This is a genomic window from Candidatus Odyssella thessalonicensis L13, from assembly GCF_000190415.1.
GTDB classification, from domain to species: domain Bacteria; phylum Pseudomonadota; class Alphaproteobacteria; order Paracaedibacterales; family Paracaedibacteraceae; genus Paracaedibacter; species Paracaedibacter thessalonicensis.
In genome coordinates, this window is the sequence record NZ_AEWF01000012.1 from 26,678 (window position 1) to 53,318 (window position 26,641).

A 26,641-nucleotide genomic window follows, 5' to 3' on the forward strand; every position below is an offset into this window, starting at 1 on the left:
AACTACATATCGCCGTCCATATATCTCAGAAGGTATTTATGCATGAATATTAAGGAACACCGAATTTATCAGTACCTCTCAGAACCTTTTCGGTTTATGGGGTTCACCATCGATGAATTATTGATCTTAATTGTTTGCATGATGGGAGCCATTCTTGCTCAATCCTTTTTCTATAAAGGAGCCTTCATTTTAGGGAGTACCGTTGGAGTCTTTACAATTAAGCGCTTCAAGAAGATGGCTTCGGGGTTTTCTCTAAATTCATTCTTACATTGGAAATTCGGCATCCGGCTAAATCTGCCGCGCAATTGGCCTGAGTCTTGGAAAAGGTTTTGGTTGCCATGAAATTTACCTTTAATCAGCAAACGCTTCAAAATGTTCTTAAGCAACGAGACTTAGTTTTGTGGTCCTGTTTGGGCCTTGTAATTATAAACGGATTGCTAGTCTCTAAGATCCTTCATCAAGAAGAGCATTGGGTGATCTTTCCGCAAGAGAATGTGGATCACCGGATTGAACTGACCAGCAGTAAATATTCTGATGAGTACTTTGTCGACTGGGCCACGGGTGTTCTCAACATTATCTTGTGCGTTAACCCCGGAAGCATTGATTGGAAGATTCAGCAGATTCTTAAGATTACTACAGAGAGATATGGCACCCTTAAGGAGACCTTACAAGCGGAGGCAAAGCTGATCAAAAAAGACCAAATCAGCACCGTTTTTTATCCTAAAAAATTCACTGTAAACCAATCACAACAGTCGATCGATGTGACGGGACAGCATATTGCCTATTTTGGCAAAGACCTCAATCCGGTCAGTACAGAAAAAACCTATCGGTTGACATGGGTGGCGAGCCGCTATGGCGTCATCCTTCTTAAAGATCTTCAGGAGTTAAAAAATGTATAAAATCGCTTTATCTGCACTCTGTTTCTTTAGCCATCAGGCCAGTTTTGCTCAAACCGCCCTTAATCCAGGAGAAGTGCTCAATTTTCAAATTGCTCGGGATGGCATTACTCGGATTTCTCTGCAAAACGATAGCATTGAGGACATTTATGTTTATCCCAGCGACTATCAAGACAATATTGAGCACCATAAAAGTGGCCATGTCTTTGTCGTCGCTGAGGGCATGGACAGCCCCTTGTACGTAACCCTGATTACGAAGAAGGGCATTGCTCAAGATTTGAAGGTGACGGCAACGAAGAAGAAAGCAGAACCGATTGTCATTCGGTGTGACGATGAAGCCGCTCAAGCTCAAACGGACGTGGAGCAAACCACGACTCTTATTGAGAAGTTTATCCAGGGGATTGTGCCGACGGGCTACTATTTGATTGAGGCTCCTGAGGCTAGTCGCAGTCGCGGCGCTTTAAGCTGTGTTGTTGACAAAGCCTATCAAAAAGCCCCTTACCGGGTAATGATCTATACCGTCAAAAATGAAACGGACGAGCCCATTACCTTGGATAATCGGTTGTTATGGGAGGAGGGGGATTTAGCGATTGCTTTTGATCAACCTGAGCTCCGGCCTCATCATACAGCCAAAATGTATGTCATTCAAAAAATCTAGGAGGAAATCGATGTTTAAAGTACCTGTTCAGGGTGAAGATAAATCTTATCTTAAATTAGGCTTAGCCGTGCTTGGCTTTTTAGTCTTAACTCAAGGCTTATGCTACGCCGGTTTTGAAAAAGAAATGGAGACTTATACGAAAACCCTTCTCGGGAATCCTTTCCATTATGCCTGTGCAGTATTATTCGGCTATACCTCATTACCGCTTATTAAACAGAATGAATGGGGCGGCGTGTGCGGCCGAGCCGGGCTGTGTATCTTAGCAGATGTTATTTTAAATCAGATCTTTGGTGGAGAATTGACTAAATGGATTTCCGGGGCTACATCCTAGAGTGCTTACAGAAGGTGCAACGGTTGCTAGGAAAGCCGGAAGACGCTTCTCTAATCTCACCGCAAGCAATTCGGCAAAAACAACTGCTAATGCTGGCCAGCACTGCTTTTGTCGGGGGAGGGCTCGTGTATGCTTTTGTCTCCTGGCGTTCAGAGTCTAGCGCTGACCTAGAAGCCGTTCAAAAACCGGTGGTGACGACTCCACAAAAACTGGCAACGCCGCTAGAAGCCATTGACCAACGTGAGCTCTGGGTTAACCGGGTGGAGAAGAAAGCGCACGATATTTATGAGGAAGCAGAAAAAGTTAGAAAGGAAAACGAACTTTTAGAAAAAAGAGTCGATGTTTTAGAGGACCTGTGGAAACACCAAAGCCTAGCCGGAGGTAATCTTCAAGAGAAGAGCGAACCAAAAGAAAGCCAAGACCCCATCCGTTATTCCCAAGACGCAAGTTCTTCTGCGGCAGAAGCCGGTGGACTCGCAGCGAAATCGGAGTATTCCCATGCCACAATGCCGGGGGCGACTAATCCGAGCAATAACCCGCCGCGCCGGCGAACCGGTGCTAAAATAGCTCGCCTTAGCAAAGTCCACGGGTCTTCGGGGACCCTGAAAACCGTGGATACTTATGTGCCAGCAACCACGACCTGCAAAGCGGTGATGACCAGCGGCGTCGTCGTTCAAGCGGGCGCCGAATCTGAGAACAAACCTGAGCCGGTGACCTTACGCCTCGTCGATGATGGCACGCTGCCGCGGGGGTTTACCAGCCGGGTTAAGAATGCGGAGATTAATGCCGCCTGCTATGGAAACATTTCGAGCGAGCGGGTGAAATGCCGTTTGGTGACAATGACTTGGGTTGAACCCAATGGTGTGATTGTCGAAAAGAATGTTGAAGGCTGGATTTATGGCGAAGATGGCCGCAATGGCCTCAGAGGGACGGTGGTGGATCGCTCCAGTGAAGTGGCAAGAGAGGCCTATTTTGCAGGTGTCCTTTCTGGGTTTTCTAATTTTTTTAAATTTGAATCAACCTCCAGTGTTTATCCGGTGAGCCCCTTTGGGGTCACCAATGCCCTTAATGCCCCACAAGCGCTGCAAGGGGCTGCGGCTTCCGGTGCTGGCAATGCCTTAGAAAAACTAGCGGATACTTCCATCCGGCGCTTAGAGCAGATGCAACCGGTCATTGTCACCAATGCCGGACGACTGGTGGATGTCCGGTTCAAAACTGGCTTTAGCTTGGATGCTGAACCCGACAGCGAGATGAAGGTTATGGGAAAATCCCCTAAAGAAGAAGGAGAGTCTTAAATGACGTATCAGAGCTTAATATTGTGTTTAGTGCTAACCGGCTGTTCCAGTTATTCCAGTAACTTTGATTGCCCTTATGGGGAAGGGGTCGGGTGTGCCTCAGTTTCTAAGGTTAATAAGATGTTGGATCACAATTTGATTGAGACGGAGGATCGCAGTCTTCCCTCTAAGCCTAAGCAACGGCAAATCCATATTTATTATGGACCTCAAAAAATGGACAAAATTATTACCCTTAAAGACCCGATTGAGATCTAAGTGAAAGGACCACCCAACCGATGATTAATCAAATTGAGATTAATAAGTACTTACAGTATATGGCTGACATGCCGCGGTTGCATCAATTACTTCCCTATGAAAGCTATGATCCGGTTACAGAGTTGTTTTATAATGAAGAGTCGACCGGGTTTGTGCTGATTAGTCATCCTGTGGTGGGTGCCAGTTTAGATGATCAAGGGCGCTTGGCGCAATTTTTCAAGCAGGAGCGGAATCTCCCGGAAGGATCGTCCCTGCAATTCTTATTGTTTGCCAGTCCAGCCATTGCTCCGCATCTCAATTTCTGGCAATTCGCTCGTAAAGGAGAGGTGTTCCAAAAGCTGGCTCAGAGCCGTCGGGGCTTTCTGGAAGCAAAAGCTTATCAGGATGAAGCAGGGCTATTAATCCGTGATTATCGCCTTCTCATTTCTTATACGGTACCGGGTCACCATAAGGATTTTGACTCTCAACAAAAACTGATGATGATCCGTGAAGAATTGGAAGCAATTTTATCGCAAGTTGGCATCCAGGCTCTGCGGGTGGATGCTCAGACGCTGATAACGGAAGTGGGCACCCTTCTCAATCTGAAAGACTCGACCCACCCTTATTATGCTCAATGGAATGAGTTTGACTCACTTTCAAAGCAGATCATTGATCTCGATAAGAATTTTATTAAGCAGGCGGATGGGGTTTATCTCAATGATGGGCAAACGGTATGCCGCAGCTACATTCCGCACATCTCCCCTAAATATTGGTCTCTCGGGAGCATGGACCTCTTCTTAGGAAATATCTTTGAGAAGAAACAACAGATTTCTTGTCCTTTTTTGATTCACTATGGCTTGTTCGTGGAGTACGATCAGGCGGTCTCTAAGAGTAGAGTGCTTGCTAAGCGTGAGTCTCTGGAAAAATCCTTGGTGGGCGGCATGTCTAAATTTACGCCCAATCTTAAAGATCAATATGAAGAAATTGTTGAGCTTAGCGATCAGGTCAATCAAGGAGAACGATTTATTCTCTCGACCCTCAATTTCACTTTGTTCAGCCCTGTAGACGAGATTGCTCGTAACGAGCAAGCTTTAGCAACCATCTGGCAAAGTAACGGCTGGAGCTTTCAGCCCACCCGCTACGACCATGATGCGCTCCTGCTCTCCTCGCTGCCGATGATGTGGACGCTGGGTGAGAAAAGTTCGGGTTTAAAAAAGCAAGGCTATGGCTTTGGAACCGCGCTCGCCACTTATAAAAAAGCCAAGCGAACGATTACCAAAGAGTCTCAAAATATGCTCCCTCTGATTGGGGAGTGGAAGGGACAAAGCACGCCGGGCATGCCGCTCGTGGGGCCGCGTGGACAGTTATTCTTCTGGAATCCCTTTTGTAAACTGTTGTTGCCCGGTGGCGGCAATGTTCAACTCGATCATGATAGCAATATGTCTTGTGCGGGGCAGCCCGGCTCCGGTAAATCAGTATGCTTAAATGAGATTATGGCGACCATTCTAGGAGTGGGCGGCCGCGCTTTTGTCCTGGACATGGGGCGCAGTTTTAAAAAGACGTGTCAGTTCCTTGAAGGCCAGCATCTCGAATTCGATATCCGTTACCCGCAAAGCCTGAACCCGTTTACCAGCATCCCTACCGATGATCCGAAAGATATGGAGGCGATGCTCGGGTGTGTAGTCCCCTTATTTCAAGTGATGGCCGCTCCCAAACAGGGAACAACAGATCTAGAGAACTCTTATCTTGATCAAGCGGTTCGCTGGTCTTGGGAAAAATATGGTCCCCATAGCTCTGTGGATACGGTGCGTGAGTATTTGAATAGCCGTGAGGAAATTACGGCTAAGAATTTAGCTCAGGTCCTTTTCCCCTTTTCCTCTCAAGGATCTTATGGTCACTTCTTCAATGGACCGGCCACTGTCAATTTGAAAAACCGCCTGGTCGTGATCGAAACGGATGATCTGCGCAATTTTCCAAGTTTAATGGCGGTGATTGTGCAATTACTTATTATCCAGATCAATCAAGAGATGGCAAAGGGGGACCGGGTTACCCCATTCGTAATTGTGATTGATGAGGCTTGGATGCTGCTCAGCGGTAAAAGTACTGCCCAGTTTATCTCTGCGGCCAGCCGCACCTCGCGTAAATACCGTGGCAGCATTATCACCGCCACTCAACAATTAACGGACTACTTTAAAGAAGAAGCACCGGGCGCCACTGAAGCTTTTAACTGTTCAGCCTGGAAATGCATCCTTAATCAAAAAGATGATGTGATTACGGCGATGAAGCATCATCCGCAGCTGCAAGAATTTGTCGATACGGAGTATAAAGAAGCGCTGTTAAGATCGATCCGCTCGCGCCCCCCTTATTATTCTGAAATGGTGATCTTTGGGCCGGGCATTAAGGGAGTAGTCGGGCGGTTGCGTTTAGATGCGTTTAGTCGACTTCTGTTCTCCACCAATCCTGAAGAGTTCCAGATGATTGAATCTTATCTGACGCAGGGGTCAACCATCAGTGAGGCGATTGAAATGGTGATGAGTTATCAATCAAAACGACCCTTAGCAAGCGCCCGAGGATATGGATATGCAGCTTAACCATTTGCTCATCGGGTGCTTAAGTATAGTTCTTACGAGCGTTGCTAAGGATCTGGGCATTATTTCGACCGTCTTAGAGATCAAAGAGCGGAGTCTCTTGGAAGTCATTCAAGAAAGGCTGTCGACGCTCCAGCAAGACGGCTCTTTGCACCAGCATCAACAGGAGATCCAGAAGCGAGCAGTTGCTTCAATCGAGCGACCCCAAGCAGTCCCCGGTCTAGGGCAAGTGACGACCCCCTATGTTAAGCGGTATGACCCATCCATTACCGTTCAGGAAGACCTTAAAGACCATAAAGGGCGGATTTTTGCACGAAAAGGAGAGACTTATAATCCTCTCAAAGACACCCCGTTTGGGCAGCCGTTACTGTTCATTGATGGCGATGATGAGCGTCAAATTGGCCTGGCTTTAACGCATCCCGGCAAGACGGTTCTGGTAAAAGGGGCACCCTTAAAATTGGCGCGACAGTACCAGAAACCCTTCTATTTTGACCAAGGTGGGCGCCTAGTTCATAAGCTGGGAATCACCGAAGTACCCGCTCGGGTCAGCCAGAAAGACCAAGAATTAGTGATCGAATTTATTGGGTTAGGCAATAAGGAAGCTTCTCAATGATTTATGGAACTCTCGTGCCTCTGTTAAAAAGAATAAGTTGGAGCCTGGTGATCAGTTTGGGGCTCTCCGTCTCATTGCAGGCCAAATGTGTGGGCCGGTTTCTGAATCCGGTTACCGACATCTGTTGGAAATGTATCTTTCCCCTTACGGTTGGCGGGGTCGAAATCATTAAGGGCAAGCCCAGTCCGAAAGGTCCAAAACGACCCATCTGTTACTGTCAAAGCAAAGTTGTCCGAACCCAAGTGCCGGGTATTCCGATTGGCTTTTGGGAACCGGTGCGGTTGGTCGATGTGACGCGTACCCCTTACTGTCTCGTTAATATGGGCGGCAAGCAAATCGCCGATACCGGGGTGGTCGGACGTGGCGATGTGGCGGAGGACGCGGATGATGGGACCCATCATAGTTTTTACCATGTGCATTGGTATGTCTATCCGATCATTTATTGGCTGGAAGTCCTGACCGATTTTATTTGCCTTGATAACTTGGCGATTGATCTCGCCTATTTAACCGAATTAGACCCCTTATGGAATGATGATGAAAAGTCGATCATTTTAAACCCTGAAGCTAGCCTGTTTGGCAATCTAGCCGCGCAAACGGCCTGTGTCGCGGATTGTGTGGCAGCAACCGCTAAGATTCCGCTGGATGCTTTATTCTGGTGCAATGGCTGCCAGGGTAGCCTGTATCCGTTCACCGGTACCATTACCGAGCATATGGGCGGCGTCCAAGCCAGTCTGTTGATTACCGGACGGTTTATGGCCAAGTTGCATCGCGAAGGCTTACTGTGGGGGACCTTAGGGATCCGGGGACTGTGTGAAAAGTATCCCATGCCAATTATTAAAAAAAGCCAATACCGCCTTCAGATGATTTATCCCATTGCGACCAGCCGAGACTGTTATCCTTTTGGCCATTCTGAAGCGCTATGGCAAGCCGACAGAGAATTTCCTTACAAGGGCTCTGATTTTGGTTATCTGATTTGGCGCAAACGCGATTGCTGCCTGCGGCCCATTTAAGGAACTAACTATGAAAAAACTTCTCTTCCCTCTTTTAATCTTAAGTGCTTCCGCGACACCAACTCTCGACCAGAGCGTAAAGGCTTTAATTGCTCAAGCAGAAGAAGACCTGAAAAAAGCAGAAATGATGTATCGTCTCAAAAAGGAGACCATAGAGCTTTATTTAGAGAATCAAATTGAGAAGAAAGTAAAGCCTGAAAAAGCTTGCTTCTCGTCGCTGAGCTCCTCAAAAGCCGAGCGGGGTGATCCATCAGCGGGTCAGCTCCTGATCTTTGTTTCTTCAAGCTTATCGGCTGCGTCTTTGAAACGTTTAGCTGCAGATGCGGCCAAGATCGGAGCGCAGCTAATCTTTCGCGGGCTGATTAATGATTCTTTTAAAGACACCCACCTTTATTTTGCCGAGCTGGGTATCCAAGCTCAAATTGACCCCCTTAAGTTCGAGGAGCATCAAGTTCAGATGGTCCCCACCTTTATCTTGACCACGTCTCAAGCTGCCGATCGTTTGCAAGGGCACGTGTCAGTGGCGGAAGCCTTAACCCAGTTTAAAGATCTCGGTGAGTTGCGAACTTTAGCTGCCCAGTTCTTAAAAGAGTTAGGAGATCAATTTTGACCCTTAAACTATCGCTCATTTTATCTTTGTTGACCTCAAGTTCTTCTTATGCAGAGGGGCCAGATTTTGCTGAGGCGGCCACGTCTTTTGCCGCAACGATCCAAAATTATGTTCCGAGCTCAACCGACGGAATCCCCGGCTATGTGGGGCCTAATGTGCCTGAAGCCCAATATAATGAAAAAACGATGGAGTCGGCAAAATACCAAGCAGCAGCTCAAAGTCCAGCGTATCAAATGATCCGCGACTCTATTGATCAACGGCCGCCTTATGACGTGGACGTCATTAATGATCCGATTTTTAAACAGGCCAATGAAATCCTCTCGAAAGCGGAGGATAAAGACGCCTCCCAAAGTCAGTCTGAGCCGATGAAAACGACGATTCATAAATGTAGTCGAGGCCGCAGCCGCTATGAAGCACAATGTAGACGGCTGCGGGTGCCGCAACAGATCGACACGCGGCAAGAAGAGAAAACCATCACCGTTAATCTCAGCGGTCTTGCGGTGTACAAAAGCGGCCACATGCGCTCGCTGGTCAGCGGTCAGGCGCGTTCTCAGCTCTCACCGGCTCATCCTAAGGTCATTGCTGCCTTCAAGGCTGTTTTTAACGGCGTGGATGGGATGTCCGGTCAAAAGATTGATCTCAATTTAGACGCCATTACGTCGGTTACTTTTAAGCGCGCTCATGGTGGCCACATTCACTATTTTTATGAAAAGTCGCGCCGCTCGAGCAGTGAGTTGATAGGAGAGCGGTATATGGAATTCCAAGTCATCACCAAAGTGGAGGTCCCCGTATTTAAGCTGGTTTGGCAAGAGGATTGTAAAACTCTTGAAAGTTTAATTGATCAAGGCGAGTGCGAATTGGTGAGCACGCGCTGTCTGAATGGCCCAGCCACTCGAGTGATTGACGGGGTTCCCGTGAGTTCTGAGTGCTGGGAAGAAGAGCTGATCTATCGTTGTCACGGCAAATCAGAGAACACCTGTACATCTCTTCTCGAAAAAGGCTGTGTTCAAGTGAGCTCAATTTGCAAAACCCAGGAGGGAGACCAATGCCTTGAGTGGGAACAGACCTATGAGTGTTATGAGGGCAAGCTCGGGCGTCTCAACTTCCAGTTACCCAAGGATAAGCCGTTCTGCTTGGATGGCGATTGTGTGAATCAATCTTGGGCACCTAATCAGGATATGGCCGACTCCTTATCCAAGCTCGCCATTTTTAGAGATATGCATAAAACTATGGACCCCAATACCCAGAAGATCTTTAAAGGAGACGCCTATCAGTGTTCTCGCAAGCCAGCCAGTTATAAAAATTGCTGTGTCCAAAAAGGCTGGGGCATGAAAATCGGTTTAGCCCAGTGTAGTGAAACAGAGAAGAAGCTGGCGGAACAACGTCAAGCTAATAAATGCATTGCTGTGGGCACCTATTGCGCCAGAAAGGAATTCGGTCTCTGTACGGAGAAAAGAACCAGCTTTTGCTGTTATCCGACCAAGCTAGCTCGTATTATTCAGCAGCAAGGCCGGGTGCAACTGGGACTGAGCTTTGGCTCGCCCCGTTGCCCAACCTGTGATCAGTTAACGCTGTCTGACTTTATGCGCATTGATTTCAGTAAGATCAATTTTTCGGAGCTTTTTGAGGACATTCTCAACAAAACCAATCTGCCCAACCCACAACCGGTGGCCCAAGGCATCCAGCGCTCTCTTCAAGATGGATCTCGCCTGGTGACGGATAAGCACAAGCAAATAACGCAAGGACGCGCCAATGACAGTTTTTAGATCTCTCCTAATTCTTGCTGCCTGTTCCCTTACCACGGCCTATGCAGATGCGTGGAAAGAAGCCGGCATCAACGGATGGCTCTGGTATAAGGTTCAGCCGAAACGCAAGGGACCGCCTAAACTTGAAAAACCTGTGACGGGACCCCAAGCCCCTAAAGAGTTGACTTATCGGGAGCGCTTAAAAAAAGAACAAGAAGAGTTTGAAGAAATTCAAGCTAAAGCGGTGGTCGAGCCGACCCTGGAGAATGTGCAAGCCATGCAGCGAGCGCAGAATAATTTGGTGGATCAAGCGGCTGTTTTTCAGAAGCTCTGGATGCTCGCCTCTTTATTAAATGCTCAAAATTATCATGAGGCGGCTCAACCTTATCCGATCCACCGCAAGCTTTATCAAGAAAAGGAAGAAAAAAAGCTCACGCAGCAGATTCGTCAGTTGGCTCGCAATTTTGGCATTTTCTTTATCTTTAAAAAAGAATGTCCCTTCTGCCATGAATTTGCGCCAATTGTGCGGGAATTTATTGACACCTATGGATTCGAATATAAGGCCATCTCCCCGGATGGCAGTCCGCTGCCGCAATTTACCGATGCCGTGGCTGATAATGGAACTATGGCGGTGATCAATCCCGAAGGCATTTATCCCGCTCTGTTTCTGGTCAACCCGCAAACGCGGGAAGTGGTGCCATTATCGCGTGGGCTGGTTAATAGCGATGAACTGCGCAGCAACATGAAATTGATTATTGAATCTTTAGGAAGGCTCCGTGATGGCGAATAAAAAAATCCTTATTTCTCTAACATTAAAACTCGCAATTTCCTCGGCCTCTGCTTCGCCGCTTAACAAGTTCTTTGAGAGTCTGGGCGGATCCGTTAATCAATCGACGCCCGGAGCCTTTCATGATCAGTCGGCCGGTTATTATACAGGGGGCGGCTATGTCATGCGTCAACGCAATACTGTATTTAAACCGATTCATGTCAGCCTGCCAAAAATTGGACTCGGCTGTAATAATTTGGATATGTATTTTGGCTCCATCTCTTTCTTCAAAGGAGAGGAATTGATTGAAGTTGGCCGCCAGATCTTAACCAATATACCGATTTACGCCTTTCAGTTGCTTATGAAAATGAAAGCGCCCCAGATCGAGAATATGATGGCGCAGCTCCAGAAAAAGATTCAAGACATGAATGGGGTGATGTTGAACTCCTGTCAAGCGTCAATGCAAATTGTGGGAGGCATGTGGCCCAAAGGAACGGCGGCGAGTGAGAAAATCTGTATGGACTCCAAAAATACTGACAACTTTGGTTGGTATGCGGCCCGAAAGCACTGTGCGGATGAGACCAAGGTCGCTACGCAAGTGGATATCGCCCAGAGTCGTTATAAGGATCTGTTAACAGGCGAATATAACCTGGTCTGGCATGTGCTGAAGAAAATGCCGGAATATCAGAACAATCATGAGTTGGCTTCTTTCGTGATGTCCATTACCGGGACCTTAATCTCCAAAAATGAAGGGGGCCGCTATCGCCTAAAGACCATTGAACCGCGCGCCGATCAGAAAGAGTTTATTGGCGCTTACCTCAAAGGTGGATCGACTTCACAGTTGGTATGTGATGAGACTCAGAAATGTTTGGCCCCTTTAATTAGGAGTGTGGTGATTCAGGATGATGCCCGCTCACCACAAGCGACCATGAAATCAAAGGTGATCTATAAAATCAATGAGCTGCGTCAGAAGTATATTGAGAAAGGCAAACCCACCGACGAAGAGATTGGGTTTTTGAACGATTCGGTAAATTTGCCGATCTATAAATACATTCAAGTTAGCGTGGCGGCCGGCACCTCCTTCTTAATGGATGATGCGGCTGAGTATATTGCGGCCACCTTACTGCTTACTCAGTTTGACCGGGTCATCAGTGAAGTGATCCAAGCGGTGGATGATTTGCAAAAAGTCCAGCTTGAAGATGCGGCTATTTCTCATTTCAAAGAGAATCTGCAACAAGCGCGTTTGCGGGTACAAGCCTTGCTGATTGGCGCTAATAATGGCTCGCTATATTACTTCAATAAAGCCATTCAATCGGTTGAACGCTCAGTTAAAGCTCGCAATACTTAAGGGAGAGGGACATGGAAGAGTACGTTATTTACACTTATGGCGGCGGCGAAATCCTCTGGCAAGTGCTAAACGCCATAGCGCTTCTCTTTAAAAGTGACAGTTCCTACTTCACGATTGTGGGGCAATTAACGGCCGCGATGGGCCTTGCTTATGCCGCTTTAGTGGCGCTGGGCAGAAACTCAATCCCGTTTTTCTTTAAAGACTGGTTGGCACCCACCGTTGTGTTAATGGGGTTGTTCTTTGGCCTCAAATCCTCGGTTCATATTATTGATAAAGTGGACCCCACTTTCGAATATTCAAAGGTCGATAATGTCCCGGCTGGCATTGCTGCCGTGGCCTCGTTAACTTCCCGCATTGGCGATTATCTCGCCGAAACCCTAGAGACAAAACTGAGCAACAATGAGGCGCAGCGCTTTACCAAGGTGGGGCCAATGTTTGGGGCGCGCCTCATCCATGAAGCCTCTAAAGTTACCATTAAAGACCCGATTATGCGGGCCAACATCAAAGACTTTGTCTATCAATGCTTTGAGGTTCCTTATATTGATTCCAATATTGACCCGGGGCGCCGGGCCGCCGAGACGACGACCGATATTTTAGGATTTATTGCATCCAACCCTCATCCGATGTTGGGGATTTATTGGCGAGAAGCGACAGGGTCCTCAAAATTCATGAGCTGTGAGGCCTGTGCGGCAAAAATACGTGAAGTGATCGCGGTTGAAGTCAACACGGGTCTTTCTGCTTTAGCCTCTAGTTTATTCCATACGAAAGTGGATGACGAACGCACCACAGTCCACTTAAAGAAGTATGCTGACAGTGGTTGGAATCTCTTAGCTAAGGGCTCTTCCAACATTGCCAATGTGATCCAACAAGAATTGATGATCAACAGCTATCATGCCGCCTCTCGCAATAAGAAGGACGAGCTTGACCTGGGAAAGTACGATGCGGCGCTTATCCATTTAGAAGCTGAACGTGGACAAGCCGTTCAAGATGTGACGTCCTTGGTGAAATCTTCGCTATCGCTAGTGCAATTACCGAATTTGCATACGATTATTCTGGCTTTAGCGTTGATTTTCTTTACGGTGATCGCGCCCTTAACGTTCCTCCCGAAAGGACTGAGTTATATTGTCACCTGGATTAAAGTGATGATCTGGATTACCACGTGGCCGGTCTTGTTTACGGTAATCAATTGTTTAGGCCATATGTTTGCCGCCAAAGCTTTAAACTCCAGTTTAATGGGCCTCAGTAGTGGTCTCACGCTTCAAACTCAAAGTGGGTTGGCGACCGCCGCTTATAGTGCCTACTGCTTCGTCATGGGCTTACAGTACACGGTTTCTTTCTTGTCCTGGACTCTGATTTCTCGGGCCGGGGGGCATGCCTTCTCACAGCTCTCTTCTTCTTTTAGTCAAATTGGCGAGTCCTTTGCCAGCAAAGCCGGCAATGAAATTGTGGATGGCAATGTGACGTTTGATGCGCAAACGCTTCATCATCGCTCGTTGGGTAATGAACAAATTGCGCAACAACAGCTCGGCACAGCCGTCAATTATGGCTCGCGCTTTGATGATGGTAAACTGGCGACCATTCATGGGGCTGGCGGCTCGATTGTCGCGCAAGAGCATCAGCATAGTTTTTCAACCAATCTGAGTCAGAACGACAGCTCTAGCCAGATGGCTGCTTGGCAAAGCCAAGAGATGCAAAGTGCGGCCCATCAAGAAGGGGTTAATCTGCAAAAGTCTGTGAGCTTGGGAACTCAAGAACTGGCCAGCTTTGCGAAAAGTGTGGCCGAGAATAAAGGGGTTCAGGAGAGCTTTGGTACCGCAGAATCGGCGAATCTGCAAAAGCAAATGCAGCATTTAGCTGCGTTGTCAGATAGGTTTGCTGCAGAAAACGGCCTCAGTAAGCAGGTTGCTTTTGATGCAATGATGAGCGCCAGCCTAAATGGGGGGCTGGGCAAGATGTTTGGGTTAAGTGCTAATGCCGGCTTTAAAGCAGGAGCCGTAGATAATGAACTGGTTTCAAAAGCTCGAAATAGTGAGACGAGCAAACAATTTAGTGAAGGGCTTCAACAAGCGGTCAATTATGCGCTCGATAATAAAGCCTCGATCGGGAAAGCTTTTAACACCCAATCTTTGGATCAAGCTCAAGCTCATTTTAGTGAAGCTAAGGTTCATAGTGAAAGCATGTCCGCTCATTTGTCGAGGTCACAATCTTTAAGTGAAATGGCGAGCCGCAGTCGTCAAAGCGGGATCAGCTCTGCGTCGAATAATAATGATAGCATGGTGGAGCGAGTTGCTGAACAATTTGGAGGGGATCGTCTAGCGGCTACCCAATACTTGGCTTATCATCCTGAAGCCGCCCAACAGGAGAGTAGCAGCCTCATCACCAGTACGGCCCAGCCGCCGTCAAGTAGCCAAAGCGAGCAACAAGAACTTTATAAGGCTCATGCTGCCAATCAAGAAAAGATTGGCTTAGCGCCTACCCATAATCCGGATTTAGATACTAAGCGAGCCAGCCATAACTTTGCACAGCAAGAAAAAGATCTCGATACTCAGATCACTGAGAAGCGAGATGCAACAAAAACTGAGCTCGGCAGGGCACAAGGGCAAACTTGGAAAAGTAAGTCGCAGATGGCGGCGCATCATACATTTGCTGATCAAACCTATGAGCGAGAAAAAGACAAAAGCTTAGTCGGAAAATCTATGGAAAAAGCGGCTACTAATATCGGTGAGTCGACCACCATAAAAACTATTGGTAATAAAGTTCAACGCTTGATCGGCTCTGATAAAGGTAAAAAGAGATAATGGAAATAAATTTACTTAAGCCTGTAGTTCATAGACACAGGGTTGTAATATCCAATCGGATTACTTGGATCACAAAGATCGGAAAGAGAATCCCTCTGGAGGTTATGCAAGGAAAGCTCCCGAGTCTCATCCAGAACAAAAGTTATATAAGGACTCTTGATGAGTCTAAAGCAGAGCAAGGGTCCCCAAAAAAGAGTCATCAAGATAGCGTAATTAATAAACAGATCAGTCAGCAGAATCTGAGATTCTGTAAACGAATCAAAGGCTGCCCACACAAAGGCAATCGCCAGAAGAATGCGTTTGGCGTACAGCATGATCCTTACATATTGATCAATCTGATCTCGGGTCATTTGCTTCCACTCCAGAAAAGCTTCAGTGACTTGGGTCGATTCTTTATAGCCACTATACGAGAAAAACCACCAATCCCAAAATACACTGGCCAAAGGATAGAGGGCCAAACCGTAAGTCCCTTCTTGCATCACCAGAGCTGCGCCCAAAGCGCAGAGAAGAGATCGATTAAAAACCTTTTGACCATACAACTGGATCTTATCAAGTTGACGAGCTTTATAGTCTGCAAATGTCTTGAGGCCCATAATTCATATTCCTTCCACTTTCAGGATAGCAAGAAATTCTTAATAAGGCACTCAGTTAACACCTTATTTCTCATAATTTCCCCGGTAGTGCCCAATAAAACCAGTAAGAACCGTACAGTCTTGATCCTTAATATGACCAATCAAACGATACACCCCATAACGCCAAAACTCATACAAGTTACCGCGCAAGGGTTTTCCATTAAAACGAGAATTGCCCCACAAGATTATGCGCTTGACCAAATAATCATAGAGTTTTTTTTGAACAGATTTATCCCGTATGTGCAAATCCTTAAGGGCTTACTCATTGAACTCAAGAATCCATTGAGTCCAACTCTTTGGAAAGACGGACACCTAACATTCTCTGCCTCCATGCTTCTAATTTATTATATAGGGGTTTTACGATGCTCTATAAGGATTAACCATGATTTACAATTGACTCTTTCTGGAGGGAAACCGCTTCATGCAAGATTATCGTGACTATTATCGCTTTCTCAACCGAGAGTTGTCTTCAAGGATTAGCGATCTAGCTTTTGAGCTTCTCGGCGAGCCAACATTCAAAAAGCCAACAGAATGGCGCTATGGGCAAAAGGGAAGCTTATCCATTACTATAGGCGGCCCTCATCAAGGGCGCTTTTATGATTTTGAGAGTGAAACTCATGGCAGTGCGCTTGACTTAATTAGTCGCATTAAAGCAATTTATGGCAGAGACTTATGTCACTGGGCACGGGATTGGCTTTGCATAAGGCATACACCTGAATGGTCGCTCGTATTGCCTGTGCCGCCCGGCGCCTTGAAGCCTGATTTTGATCGACCCCCTTTAAGTTTTCTGGTATCAAGCCGAAAAGTTAAAGCTATGCATCCTTATCGCTCCCTTTCCGGCGACCTTTTAGGGTATGTGGTCCGCTTAGAAGATACTCAGGGCAATAAGATTACCCCCACGTTAACTTATCATCGCTCTCAAGAGGGCCAAGAAAGCTGGCGGTGGAAAGGCTTTAGCGAAAGACGAACTCCTTATGGATTAGAAAAATTAAAAGAGACTTCGCAGACCATTCTTATTGTGAAGGGCGAAAAGACTGCAGAGGCCGCTCAGGCACTGTTGCCGCAGTTCCATGTTGGGGGGGCTAAAGCAGTTTTAAAGACAGATTGGACCGCTTTAAAAGGACGATCTGTAATTTTATGGCCGGATTATGATCGCCCTGGGTTTGAGGCTATGTGTCATCTTCAAAAACATCTGTTGAGTCTTGGAGTGCAAAGCCTCAGTAGAGTGCGTCTGCCTAAGACAACACCCCCTAAGTGGGACCTAGCAGATCCATTGCCGTCTGCATGGATTGCAGAATACCTGGCGGTGTCTCTCGATCCCCCTACGAGCTTATCGCCGCAGATTGTCCCTTCTCTTATTCCTCTTTCTTCATCGGAGATTCCTCAATGAGCTTAATTAAGAAATTTACGCAAGGCGGCCAAGTCACCCTGCATAATATCCGCATGCTCCGGCAAGTGCTCTCGGTCACTCTTATGGCATGCTTGATTCTAGGGGTGAGCTTCTTTGTCTTTAAAATGGCTCATGATCATCATCCTTATCAGCGCCATATTCTTAAGGCTTATCTAGAGGCAAACTTGAAAACACATCTCCCTTTAGGCAAACCAGAGCTAGCCACCCAAACCTTTATTACTCCTGAGGGTTACCACCAAAAGGTTAAGTCTGCAGATTTATTGCGTCATCCGTGGATGCAACGTCAGGTCAAAATTCTAAAACAGTTAGTCCTTCAAAGCTTAGTCCAAACTTTGGCTGTGATGCTGGGGGCTTTTTTGCTTTTCATGGGATTTTGGGTATGGCGCGGGCGTTCCACAAACGAGAAAGAGATCTTATCAGGAACCCAAGTGGTGGAAGCGTCCGATCTCAAAAGAATGATCAAAAAGAAGAAGGAAGCCTCCGACTTGACCTTAGCGAATGTGCCGTTGATTCGCAATAAAGAGCTTCAGCATATTTTGATTGTCGGCACCACCGGTTCCGGTAAATCCAATTGTATCCATGAACTTCTGCAACAGATTCGCACCAAAAACCAGCGCGCCGTTATTGTCGATGTGACTGGCAATTTTATTGAGAAATACTACCGACCGGGGATTGATAAAATTCTCAACCCTCTGGATGCCCGCTCCGAAAACTGGACCATCTGGGCAGATTGTACCGCCTCTTACCATTATGAAGCCTTGGCTGCGGCTTTTCTACCGGCCAAGCAAGAGGATGACTTTTGGATTAACTCAGCCCGCACTCTCTTTGTGACCACCGCTCAACGTCTTCAAGAACGCGGTGAAGCGAGTATCCGTAGCTTTTTAAGTAAGTCAATCCTTACTCCTTTAAACAGAGTCATCAGCTTTTATGAAGGCTCTCAAGCAGCGGCTTTTATGAATACGGAAGGCGAAAAAATGAGTATAAGCATTCGAGCCACTCTGGCAGCGAATGTTAAATGCTTAGAATGGCTTAAAGAGACTCAAGAGCCGTTTTCAATTCGTCAGTGGATTGAGGATGAAAGTAACAAAGGCGGCTGGCTATTCCTAGCATCCGTACCGGAGATGCGAGAAGCCATGAAACCGTTGCTAACTGCGTGGACCAGCATTGCCACCAAATCGCTTATGAGTCTGCCGTGCTCAGATGAGCGACGTCTCTGGTTTATCATTGACGAGCTGCCGGCCTTAAAGAAGCTTCCGGATTTTCATACTATGCTGGCTGAAGCACGTAAATATGGCGGTTGTGTGGTTGTGGGGACGCAAGATATGTCGCTTCTCGATGATGTTTATGGCTATAATTTGGTGAAATCGTTTGCAAACTTATGCAGTACTAAAGTCGTTTTCCGAGTGGCAGGGGCCGATGTGGCTGAACGAGTGTCGAAATGGCTAGGATCGCAAGAAGTTTCCGAGTCTATTGAGAACATCTCTTATGGTGCCCACCAGATGCGAGACGGGGTCTCTCTTAATGATCACCGCCGTGAGAAGGCGGCCATTAATGCTGATAAGCTTATGAAACTTCCTGATTTACACGGATACCTGAAATTACCTGGGAATTATCCCGTGGCACAAGTGCAGTTCAAATACCATCAGCTAAGAGCAGTTGCAGAACCTTTGGTTTCCTTAGAGGACGATTAAATTTCACCCAAAAATATGAAACATAAAGGGTGGCTTGATAAGCAAATGTTAGTGCAATAAAAAGGAGGGGGTAAAAAGAGGGAAGAGAGGAAGATAAAAGCCCTTCTTGCTTTTCCTTATCCATTGCGGAAGAGTATTGGCTAGAGCTATAGATTAGCAAGGAAATTACTAGCTTTCTTAGATTAGAAAATAACAGTTCTCTCTCCATCTAAATGTTTGAAAACTTGTGACCCTAAAACAATAACTAAGAATCTCTTTCTTCATATAGAGAGCTGCTTTATAGATTGACAGAGTATTTATACCTCCCTCATCACTAATATATTGAAATAATGCTTATGATCCTGGTATACCAATCAAAAAATAAGAAATATTAAATCTGGAACCTATAAAAATGATGCGTATTTTATTAAGATTTACAGCAACTTTATTCTTTCTAAATTCTATTGCTATTAAGGCAATGGACTCCCCCCTTTCAGAGGATACAGTTAATGCTCAAATAGATAACCATGAAATGGTTTATCAGGAAGCTCTACAATTCAGAGATAATAAGGTTCAGGGATTCTCTGTAACCCAGTCTGAAGAGGAAGCAAGCGCAAGATTTCTAAAATTAGCAAGATTAGGGCATGCAAAAGCTATGCATAATTATGCAGTGATCCTTTGCAAAAAAGGCAAATACCAAGGAGCCTACAATTGGTTCCTCAAGGCAGCCGCGTTAGGGTTAGAACCATCACGCCGCAACTGTGAACGTTTAAAAGAGCAAGGTAAAATTGAACTCACAGAAGAACAGATCGGTTGGAATGATCTCCCTCCTGAATTACAATTAAGGATCTTATCCTTTCTAACCGTAGGCTCTTCCTCTTTAAATGCTCTTTGCCAGTTCTCTGCAGCAAGCAAAGAAAGTATGATATTAACCGAGGACACATTTCAGCAATTAGTTAAGGATGACCATCCGCTTTTTTCCTCTCATTTCACTCCTTGGAAAGTAACGTATTTATTTAGACAAATTATGTTCAAGTATCTAAGAGCGGATAAGAACCCTAAACCTATTGATATGAGTGCGCCCAACAGTATAGCAAGGCTCCAAAAATTCTATCATTTCTGTAACAACAGAAAACTCCCTCATACTTTGTTATTATGTTATATATTTCCGTATCAAACCTTTCCTGAGAAAAAACCATTTATAGAGTTTGTTGACACCCTTATGGATGGGGTTGAAGCAAAGGATATATATTCTTTAGAACTCTCCTTTGTATTACAATCTTTAGACACTGGGATTGCCTATTCTGCTGATAACGTTCACTATCTTAAGAATTTTTATGTTAATGCAAAGGAATTAGCTACAACTATTAAGGAATTGATTAAAAAAGATCAGTTCTTTTTCATATACCAAACACTCGTCCAATATTGTTCAGCGGCTTTAATTGAACAAGTAAGTTGTCATCTATGTGGATTAGGTAAACAATCTTCTCCTTCTTCAAAAGTAACCCAGCAAATGGCTTTCAAATTATTTAGTTATGGAGCAGGCCTTAATAGAGGCTTTTCTCAGAATAAGCTTGGGCTTTGCTACAGTGATGGGATAGGAACACAGATAGATTTAAAACAAGCCGTTTATTGGATTACAAAGGCTACTGAGCAAGGAAATCTAGAGGCCTACTGCAATCTAGGCTCCTTTTATGCAAATGGTGAGGGGGTAGCTAGAGATCATGTAAAATCGTTAAGCTTAAATAAGATTGCAGCAAAAGCAGGTATTACAATAGCTCAATATAATCTAGGAGTTAATTATTCTAAAGGCCAAGGGATAGATATTAGTTACCCTAAAGCCATCAAATGGCTAACAAGGGCAGCAGAAGCAGGTCATGGTCCAGCACAACTTAGGTTGGGGCTCTACTATGAGAAAGGTAAAGGTGTACCGCAGGATAAAGATCAGGCTCGTTGGTGGCTTAAACAAGCTGCTAAACAAAAGGAGGAGGATGCCGAATGTTGTTTAGGGGAATTTTATGAAACGGTTGGAGAACAGTATAAAGCTGTCAAATGGTATACAAGAGCCGCCGCTCATGGAGATACCACTGCTAAGCTTTACTTGGGGATGCGTTATATTCAGGGAAATGGGGTAGAAAAAAACCCTTCTCAAGGAATGGCATTACTGAGGGAAGCGGCGGACCACGATGATATGGACGCTCAATATAACCTTGGTGTCTGTTATATTTCAGGTGAATTTATTCCTCATAATTATTCTGAAGCAATAAAATGGTTTAGGTTGGCTGCAAATAAGGGGCATTATGAGTCGCAGTATAATTTAAATGCCCTACTCTCAATTTTTCCAACTTCGCAGTAAGCATTTTTTATAAAGGCTCAATGACAAGCTATCCCTCCTTTAAAGAGGGATTTACTATATCTGAATTGCAGTAGTTCCCTTTGAGTTAGTTTGATAAGATTCATTGTGTAGTGGTATCACAGTCGGATAGTAGCTTTTCGGAACAGAGTATTATAAGGTGAAGTCAATAAGGATTAATTATATTACACCAATGAATATTGAGAAATTAAGACAACTGGTAGAAATAGGTGAATCCGAATCTCTCGAGTTTAAAAAGACTACATCCCAATTGAAACCAGCTTTAGAAACTTTATGTGCTTTTTTAAATAATAAAGGGGGCACAGTTTTATTGGGTGTCAGCGATAAGGGAAAAATCGTTGGTCAGGATGTTACAGATAGCACTCGCCAAGAAATAGCCAAGGAGATAAACAGACTAGAGCCACCTTACGAGGTTACGGTAGAGTATATTCCTATACTGGAAGGAAAAGAGGTTATTGCGCTCCATGTAGAGAAGGGACTATATCCTCCTTATTGCTATGATGGCAGAGCTTTCATGCGCACCCAATCAACTACTTCTAGGATGCCTCAGCATTATTACGAGCAACTTTTAGTCAGGCGAGGCCAACTTAATTATGCTTGGGATGAAGCTAGTGCAGCTGGATATTCTCTTGATGACCTTGATTATGAGGAGATCCGGCGTACAATACGTTTAGGAATTGAGGAAAACAGGCTGCCTGAAGCTGCTTTGACCGATACCATACCTGATGTATTAAAGCGCTTAAAATTGATCTCAGATGATCACCTTACTAATGCGTGTGTTCTCCTCTATGCTAAGGATGTATTGCCGAATTATCCGCAGTTTCATATCCAAATGGCTCGATTTAAGGGGCTAGATAGGCTTGGTGAGTTTTTAGATAATCAGAGCTTTTATGGGAACGCTTTTAATATATTGGCCGAAGCCAATAATTTTATCCGACGGCATTTACCCATAGCAAGCCATTATCAGGAGAACTCTTTCGAACGTGTAGATGTCCCAGCTTTACCTCCTCTTGCTATTCGAGAAGCCATTATTAATGCTCTTTGCCATACTGATTATTCCAATAGAAATAGTTCCATTTACCTTGCCCTATATGACGATCGGTTAGAATTATGGAATTATGGTGGATTGCCTAAAGGTATAACAATTGAATCTTTGAAAACAATCCATGAATCTCAACCTCGTAATCGGCTTGTTGCAACACAATTTTATAACCGAGGACTCATCGAGAAATGGGGGACTGGCACTCTCAAAATGTATAACTTATGTAACACTCAAGGCCTCCCTTTGCCGGAATTTAAGGAATACTCTGGAGGATTGAGCGTTACTCTTCGGTTTGCGGAGAATGCTACTATTAGAGCTGAGAAAATTCCTGATACCCAGCAACTTACTGATAGACAACACAGCATTGTAAATATTTTACGTTCTGAAGGTAATTTAAACATTAGAGAACTAATGGAAAAATTACCCTTTGATACTTCTGAAAGAACCATGCGAAGAGAATTATCTTATTTAGAAAAGGTAGGGGTTTTAGGGGCAAAAGGCCGTACCAGTTCAAAAGCCTGGTTTTTTAAGAAATCCTAGCAGGGAAACTCCGGCCAAACTCCGGCCAAACTCCGGCCAAACTCCGGCCAAACTTCTAAGTCAGGTACCTTCGTATAACTGAACAGTAGTCTAGTAGGTGTAGAGGTTATATCCGTATTCATATAACAAAAGGAGTTAAAAACCACAGCTCCTTATTTTTTTTCTAAGATATCAGGTCGTTTTCCTGTGCAACGACGCAAAGCTTGCCCTATCGCTTCACCTATTTTGGATTCATCTGCATAAAGGTAATTAAGATATCATATGATGTAGATTTCTGCAATTGGAGCCTATTCTAGTTTCTTTTCTACTTCCTCAAAGATATCAGGGGAATTAATAAGCTTTCTTAGCTTCTTCAAATATCTGTTTGATCTCCTCAAAAGTCATTACATAGTCAAAGTCTTCCTCATCCACCATTGGGCTTACCTATCTCAACGCTTTTTAAAGAATAATATATCCTAGTAGTTAAGGCTCCCATTTAGGCCTTAACTTAGCTACTAGAGAATTAAGGGTTCGGAATACTAAGGGTTCTAGGATCGACAAGCTCAACATTCGACGCATATTGACGCATCAACTGGTGAATTCCATACCAATCGGTTCCGTTGCAAATTGGGAAACAAGTTGGTTTAAGGCTGTAAGGTAAGATGATTTGGACGCAATTTAGGCGTATACGTTAAAAAGTCGATTGAAAAATCGAACCTGATCCTGGAAGCTTTTTGTCAAATAAATTGTTTGTTCTTTGATCATCATGGCCATAGCTTCAATTCCCTTGAGTGTTCGGTTAGCCGTCTTAAAAAATTGGAATCCTAGCATGGGCCGGGTACGGCGTTTGATACGCCGATGATCCTGTTCGATGATATTGTTGAGATATTTGATTTGCCTATGCTTGACGCGTTCATCCAGACGCCCTTCTTTTTTTAATTCTTCGATAGTTGTATGATAAGAAGAATGCTTATCAGTGGTAATAGACGAAGGTCTATGTTTACATTGCTTCAGCATTTTCTTAAAGAATCGCTTAGCTGCGGCCAGATCGCGAGTATGAGCCAGCATGAAATCAACAGTGCGCCCATATTTATCGACTGCTCGATAGAGATATTTCCATTGGCCTTTGACTTTAATATAAGTTTCATCCACCCTCAAAGACCAAGCTGAAGGGCGAGCATACCAACGTATCCTTTTCTCAAATTCGGGAGCGTAATGCTGAATCCAGCGGTAAATGGTTGTATGGTCAACCTTTATCCCTCTTTCACTAACCATTTCTGCTAATTGGCGATAGCTGAGGGGATAACGTAAGTACCAGCGTAAGCATTGCAAGATAACTTCGGGAAGAAAATGGCGATATCTGAACTCTTTAGGTTTCATTACAGGGACCATCTATTTAAATAGTTTATCCTTAACCTAACAACTTCTCAAAAATTTGCAACGGAACCCTTTAAGACTAATCCAATATTTCAGTTAGAAGCCAAAGCCTCAACCAAATATATCGTTACTACGCAGGAATATAGTAGGCAAGGGCGTATTGTCTAGCGTAAATTCGGATAAGCTTAATGATCCATTTTGGTATCGTACTGTATAAGATTTTAAGTCAAGATTTTTAGGAAAATTATGAAGCTTATAGTGAATTAAAAAGCTTTTATTAGTATAAAATATATTTTCGACATGGGTTTTAAGTGAGGCGTAAGCCGGGTCCTCCAAGAAGCCTAATATTGTTTTCAGATAAAAACCTCTTCCTTTTTCATAGATGTCATTAAGAATAGAAATCTTTGACTGGATCTCCAAGATCTCCAAGCTCGCGTCCATAGAAGTACTCATCAAGAGATCATGATACTCTCTGTATAAATTAATACTATGAAGAATTAAATCGAATGCTCTTTCATGAACTTTACAAAAATTTATAACATGATCGTTAATTATGGCGTCGTGTCGATCTTCTAAACGCAGTTCCTTTAATTGATAGGTATCTCTTTCGTAAGGTACATCTCTAAACGATTCTACTGTTCGTGAAAGTGTACTTGCATCAGCTAGATTTATTTTCTGAAGAAATTTTAAATTCTCTTTATTGCTTTCGTGAAGCTTGGTAAAAATATCTGCTTCCGTAGGTAGAGCAAATTTTGCAATCTCTTCAGCATAAATATTATAAAATCTCAACTGCTCAATAATCTTTTCAAATAAAGCTCCTTGTTCAGAAAAGTCAGTGCTAACGAAATAGTTTTTTACGGCAGAAAAAACTTGGTCTACATTTATATTAAACTCTTGGGTAGCTTTTTTGCAGATTTTAGAACCTTTCGAGTTATCAGGGAAACCAACTTTATGGGTTATGGAATGAGTTGGTGTAGCGACTGCTGCTCCACTTTGTAAGACTTGGTTCACTGTGAAGGGGCCAATAGGCGGGTTGAAACCTTGCGCATAAGCCATTTGCCAGGGTCCTAATAAGCTAATTGTAAAAGGCATCAGCTTAGCTGCCATGAATCGGGGCTGGAGTGGTAAAAATGCACTCACGAAAGTTGCATAGTGTAGCACAGAACTTGACATATTGAAGGTCCAGCTTGAAGGGGTAGTATATTCCTCCGTATGAGCACTAGGAGTCTGTATCGTGGTTAGTGAAGAATTTCTCAAACCATCAACAATACCGCCACTTAATGCTAATCCGCCCAGGAATAAAGCTTTTAGTTTTTGCTGAGTATCGGCACCTAATTCTTGCTCTTCTATTTTTTCAATTATTTTTCGCACCCTAGGTGAAGCGAAATGTGGAGGCTCGTTATATAAATATGTCCCTGTTTGTTTATAAGTGTTTTTTGCGCGGCTTTTCTTAACCTCTCTCATAGCTTGGCCACGCTCTGGGTAATATATATCGAGGCCCCCTTCCTCCTGAGGGAGCTCAATTGCCCAGAATTCCTTATCTTTCCAATATTCTATCCGGTAAACGGAGTCATAATAGACTTCTCCTAGTAAATGCTCATTGGGATCTAAATAACGCTGCTGTTTATAGTAAATCTTAGAATGTTTGTCCTTATCCAACCGTTCTGCTGAAAGAGTAAGAAGTTCATTGGGTTGCATGTAATATTGGCGGAAACGAAAAGGGCCTCTTTCCCACTCTAAGTAAGCGTCACCTCTTTTATAACTTTGCAGGGTGTGATAGAATTCGGGCGTTTCTACAAAGTACGATAAATCTTCATCTTCACGCCAAGAAGGTAAAAAGCTTTCAAATTCTAGGAAGTTAGCTCGCTCAATATAGCGCCTTAAACTAAAGGGTAGAGGGCAGTAAGTCTGGATAAATGGAGAAGAGGTAGGAAGGCTCCAAGAAAGATGGGAGTTCGGATTCTCTATAGTAATAGAGGCAGGGTTTAACCTAAAGGTTATCTTCTCATCAGCTATATTCTCCAGGCACATTCCTGAGAAAGCTGAAGAAATGGAGAGTAAAAAAGCATTCAAGCGGAAAGAGTTAAAGGAGGACGATTTATTCATATCAACAATTCACCTTATTTTATACTTAGTGTGGATTATTAATAATGCTAAAAAGAATTATTGTAAATATTATTCTTGCTTTTAGCGCTACTAGTCTTTAAAGGCAACAAAGTATAAAGAATTAGTGAAAGTTTGAGCGTGCGCTCTATCACAGTATCCTTTGAGATATGTAAATTACTCTCCTAGACTTGGCAAATGGCTTATTAATCCAGTAGCTTCCTTACAATTATATTGAGAATATCGGTGCCGTCAAGTTGATGGAGATCCAAGATACCAAACTATTTAGTCCAGAGCCCCTATATGAAGGTGATTTACGGTCGAGCCTCACGCCACCAGCCAAGTCAAAAGATCAATCGCCTTGGCCCTCTGTTATGGAAGCACTCGAACTTGCAGTTGCAGATGCTAGAGTCAATAGAGAATCAGCACGGCAGCTATATTTCTTTTGTCTTTTTGGCCGGAAGGATCCAGATTCTATTAGGGAGATTAATTCCCTCTTTTCAGAACTCGGTATACCTTTCACTTTTGAGTAACTTAATTTCATCTATGCCATTTGCAATACATAGATTATATTACTGATTAAGTGACAGGGTTTGTTATGCTTAAGAGAGGTTAGGAGGG

The 26,641-nt window shown here is 44.4% G+C and carries 23 protein-coding genes; 19 read left to right on the forward strand and 4 right to left on the reverse strand.

The window, feature by feature from the left end; translation table 11 throughout:
* Positions 1–42: 42 nt before the first annotated feature.
* From traL to HMO_RS0112810, 14 genes are read left to right on the forward strand one after another with little or no spacing between them, the layout of a single operon-like run.
* A complete protein-coding gene (traL, locus tag HMO_RS0112745) occupies positions 43–342 on the forward strand; it encodes a type IV conjugative transfer system protein TraL (protein ID WP_010304183.1) in 300 nt (99 codons plus the stop codon).
* Entirely contained in the window at positions 339–899 is a 561-nt protein-coding gene (locus HMO_RS0112750; RefSeq protein WP_010304185.1) for a TraE/TraK family type IV conjugative transfer system protein, read from the forward strand. Before traL ends, HMO_RS0112750 begins: the two co-directional genes overlap by 4 nt.
* The gene (locus tag HMO_RS0112755) at positions 892–1,554 is read left to right on the forward strand and encodes a TraK domain-containing protein (protein ID WP_010304186.1); all 663 of its coding nucleotides are present in this window, start codon (positions 892–894) and stop codon (positions 1,552–1,554) included. Before HMO_RS0112750 ends, HMO_RS0112755 begins: the two co-directional genes overlap by 8 nt.
* Before the next feature lie 10 nt (positions 1,555–1,564).
* Positions 1,565–1,885: a hypothetical protein gene (locus HMO_RS0112760; protein WP_010304187.1), complete on the forward strand. Its 321-nt coding sequence runs from the start codon at positions 1,565–1,567 to the stop codon at positions 1,883–1,885.
* A complete protein-coding gene (locus tag HMO_RS15935; protein WP_010304188.1) occupies positions 1,861–3,180 on the forward strand; it encodes a TraB/TrbI/VirB10 family type IV secretion system protein in 1,320 nt (439 codons plus the stop codon). Before HMO_RS0112760 ends, HMO_RS15935 begins: the two co-directional genes overlap by 25 nt.
* Positions 3,181–3,435, forward strand: a complete 255-nt coding sequence (locus HMO_RS15050; protein ID WP_010304190.1) for a hypothetical protein — start codon at positions 3,181–3,183, stop codon at positions 3,433–3,435. It abuts the gene before it with no gap.
* Positions 3,436–3,455: 20 nt separating this feature from the next.
* Complete coding sequence (gene traC, locus HMO_RS15055; protein ID WP_010304192.1) at positions 3,456–6,005, forward strand: type IV secretion system protein TraC; 2,550 nt, start codon at positions 3,456–3,458, stop codon at positions 6,003–6,005.
* Complete coding sequence (traW, locus tag HMO_RS0112780) at positions 5,995–6,615, forward strand: type-F conjugative transfer system protein TraW (RefSeq protein ID WP_010304194.1); 621 nt, start codon at positions 5,995–5,997, stop codon at positions 6,613–6,615. The genes traC and traW overlap by 11 nt, the downstream gene beginning before the upstream one ends.
* The gene (gene traU / locus HMO_RS0112785; RefSeq protein WP_010304198.1) at positions 6,612–7,625 is read left to right on the forward strand and encodes a conjugal transfer pilus assembly protein TraU; all 1,014 of its coding nucleotides are present in this window, start codon (positions 6,612–6,614) and stop codon (positions 7,623–7,625) included. Before traW ends, traU begins: the two co-directional genes overlap by 4 nt.
* 10 nt (positions 7,626–7,635) lie before the next feature.
* Positions 7,636–8,235 (forward strand): TrbC family F-type conjugative pilus assembly protein, encoded by a 600-nt coding sequence (locus HMO_RS15940; RefSeq protein ID WP_010304200.1) that lies wholly within the window; start codon positions 7,636–7,638, stop codon positions 8,233–8,235.
* Complete coding sequence (locus tag HMO_RS0112795; RefSeq protein WP_010304204.1) at positions 8,232–10,001, forward strand: conjugal transfer protein TraN; 1,770 nt, start codon at positions 8,232–8,234, stop codon at positions 9,999–10,001. Before HMO_RS15940 ends, HMO_RS0112795 begins: the two co-directional genes overlap by 4 nt.
* Positions 9,988–10,770 carry a conjugal transfer protein TraF gene (locus HMO_RS0112800; protein WP_010304206.1) on the forward strand — a complete coding sequence of 261 codons (783 nt, stop codon included), beginning with the start codon at positions 9,988–9,990 and terminating at the stop codon, positions 10,768–10,770. The genes HMO_RS0112795 and HMO_RS0112800 overlap by 14 nt, the downstream gene beginning before the upstream one ends.
* On the forward strand, positions 10,760–12,094 hold the full coding sequence (locus HMO_RS0112805; protein WP_010304208.1) for a conjugal transfer protein TraH: 1,335 nt from the start codon (positions 10,760–10,762) through the stop codon (positions 12,092–12,094). The genes HMO_RS0112800 and HMO_RS0112805 overlap by 11 nt, the downstream gene beginning before the upstream one ends.
* Positions 12,095–12,105: 11 nt before the next feature.
* Entirely contained in the window at positions 12,106–14,892 is a 2,787-nt protein-coding gene (locus tag HMO_RS0112810; protein ID WP_010304210.1) for a conjugal transfer protein TraG N-terminal domain-containing protein, read from the forward strand.
* 11 nt (positions 14,893–14,903) lie between these two features.
* On the opposite strand, the gene HMO_RS0112815 is transcribed toward HMO_RS0112810, so the two are convergent.
* A complete protein-coding gene (locus tag HMO_RS0112815) occupies positions 14,904–15,485 on the reverse strand; it encodes a hypothetical protein (protein ID WP_010304212.1) in 582 nt (193 codons plus the stop codon).
* A gap of 63 nt (positions 15,486–15,548) precedes the next feature.
* The gene (locus tag HMO_RS16905) at positions 15,549–15,770 is read right to left on the reverse strand and encodes a type II toxin-antitoxin system RelE family toxin (protein ID WP_075261253.1); all 222 of its coding nucleotides are present in this window, start codon (positions 15,768–15,770) and stop codon (positions 15,549–15,551) included.
* Between the two features lie 175 nt (positions 15,771–15,945).
* Between HMO_RS16905 and HMO_RS15945 the strand changes: the two genes are divergently transcribed.
* The 4 genes from HMO_RS15945 (at position 15,946) to HMO_RS15075 (ending at position 22,561) form a co-directional block, all read left to right on the forward strand.
* Positions 15,946–16,914, forward strand: coding sequence for a DUF6371 domain-containing protein (locus HMO_RS15945; RefSeq protein ID WP_010304215.1), 969 nt, complete (start codon positions 15,946–15,948; stop codon positions 16,912–16,914).
* On the forward strand, positions 16,911–18,626 hold the full coding sequence (gene traD, locus HMO_RS0112830) for a type IV conjugative transfer system coupling protein TraD (protein WP_010304218.1): 1,716 nt from the start codon (positions 16,911–16,913) through the stop codon (positions 18,624–18,626). The genes HMO_RS15945 and traD overlap by 4 nt, the downstream gene beginning before the upstream one ends.
* 391 nt (positions 18,627–19,017) lie before the next feature.
* Positions 19,018–20,961 carry an SEL1-like repeat protein gene (locus tag HMO_RS15950; RefSeq protein ID WP_010304221.1) on the forward strand — a complete coding sequence of 648 codons (1,944 nt, stop codon included), beginning with the start codon at positions 19,018–19,020 and terminating at the stop codon, positions 20,959–20,961.
* 157 nt (positions 20,962–21,118) lie between these two features.
* Positions 21,119–22,561, forward strand: coding sequence for an RNA-binding domain-containing protein (locus HMO_RS15075; protein ID WP_139016901.1), 1,443 nt, complete (start codon positions 21,119–21,121; stop codon positions 22,559–22,561).
* Positions 22,562–23,218: 657 nt separating this feature from the next.
* Here the strand turns inward: HMO_RS15075 and HMO_RS0112850 are convergent.
* Complete coding sequence (locus HMO_RS0112850; protein WP_029449147.1) at positions 23,219–23,920, reverse strand: IS6 family transposase; 702 nt, start codon at positions 23,918–23,920, stop codon at positions 23,219–23,221.
* Between the two features lie 108 nt (positions 23,921–24,028).
* Positions 24,029–26,023 carry a hypothetical protein gene (locus HMO_RS0112855; RefSeq protein WP_010304229.1) on the reverse strand — a complete coding sequence of 665 codons (1,995 nt, stop codon included), beginning with the start codon at positions 26,021–26,023 and terminating at the stop codon, positions 24,029–24,031.
* Positions 26,024–26,277: 254 nt separating this feature from the next.
* Here HMO_RS0112855 and HMO_RS0112860 point away from each other — a divergent pair, with 254 nt between their 5' ends.
* Positions 26,278–26,553: a hypothetical protein gene (locus tag HMO_RS0112860; protein ID WP_139016902.1), complete on the forward strand. Its 276-nt coding sequence runs from the start codon at positions 26,278–26,280 to the stop codon at positions 26,551–26,553.
* Positions 26,554–26,641: the final 88 nt, after the last annotated feature.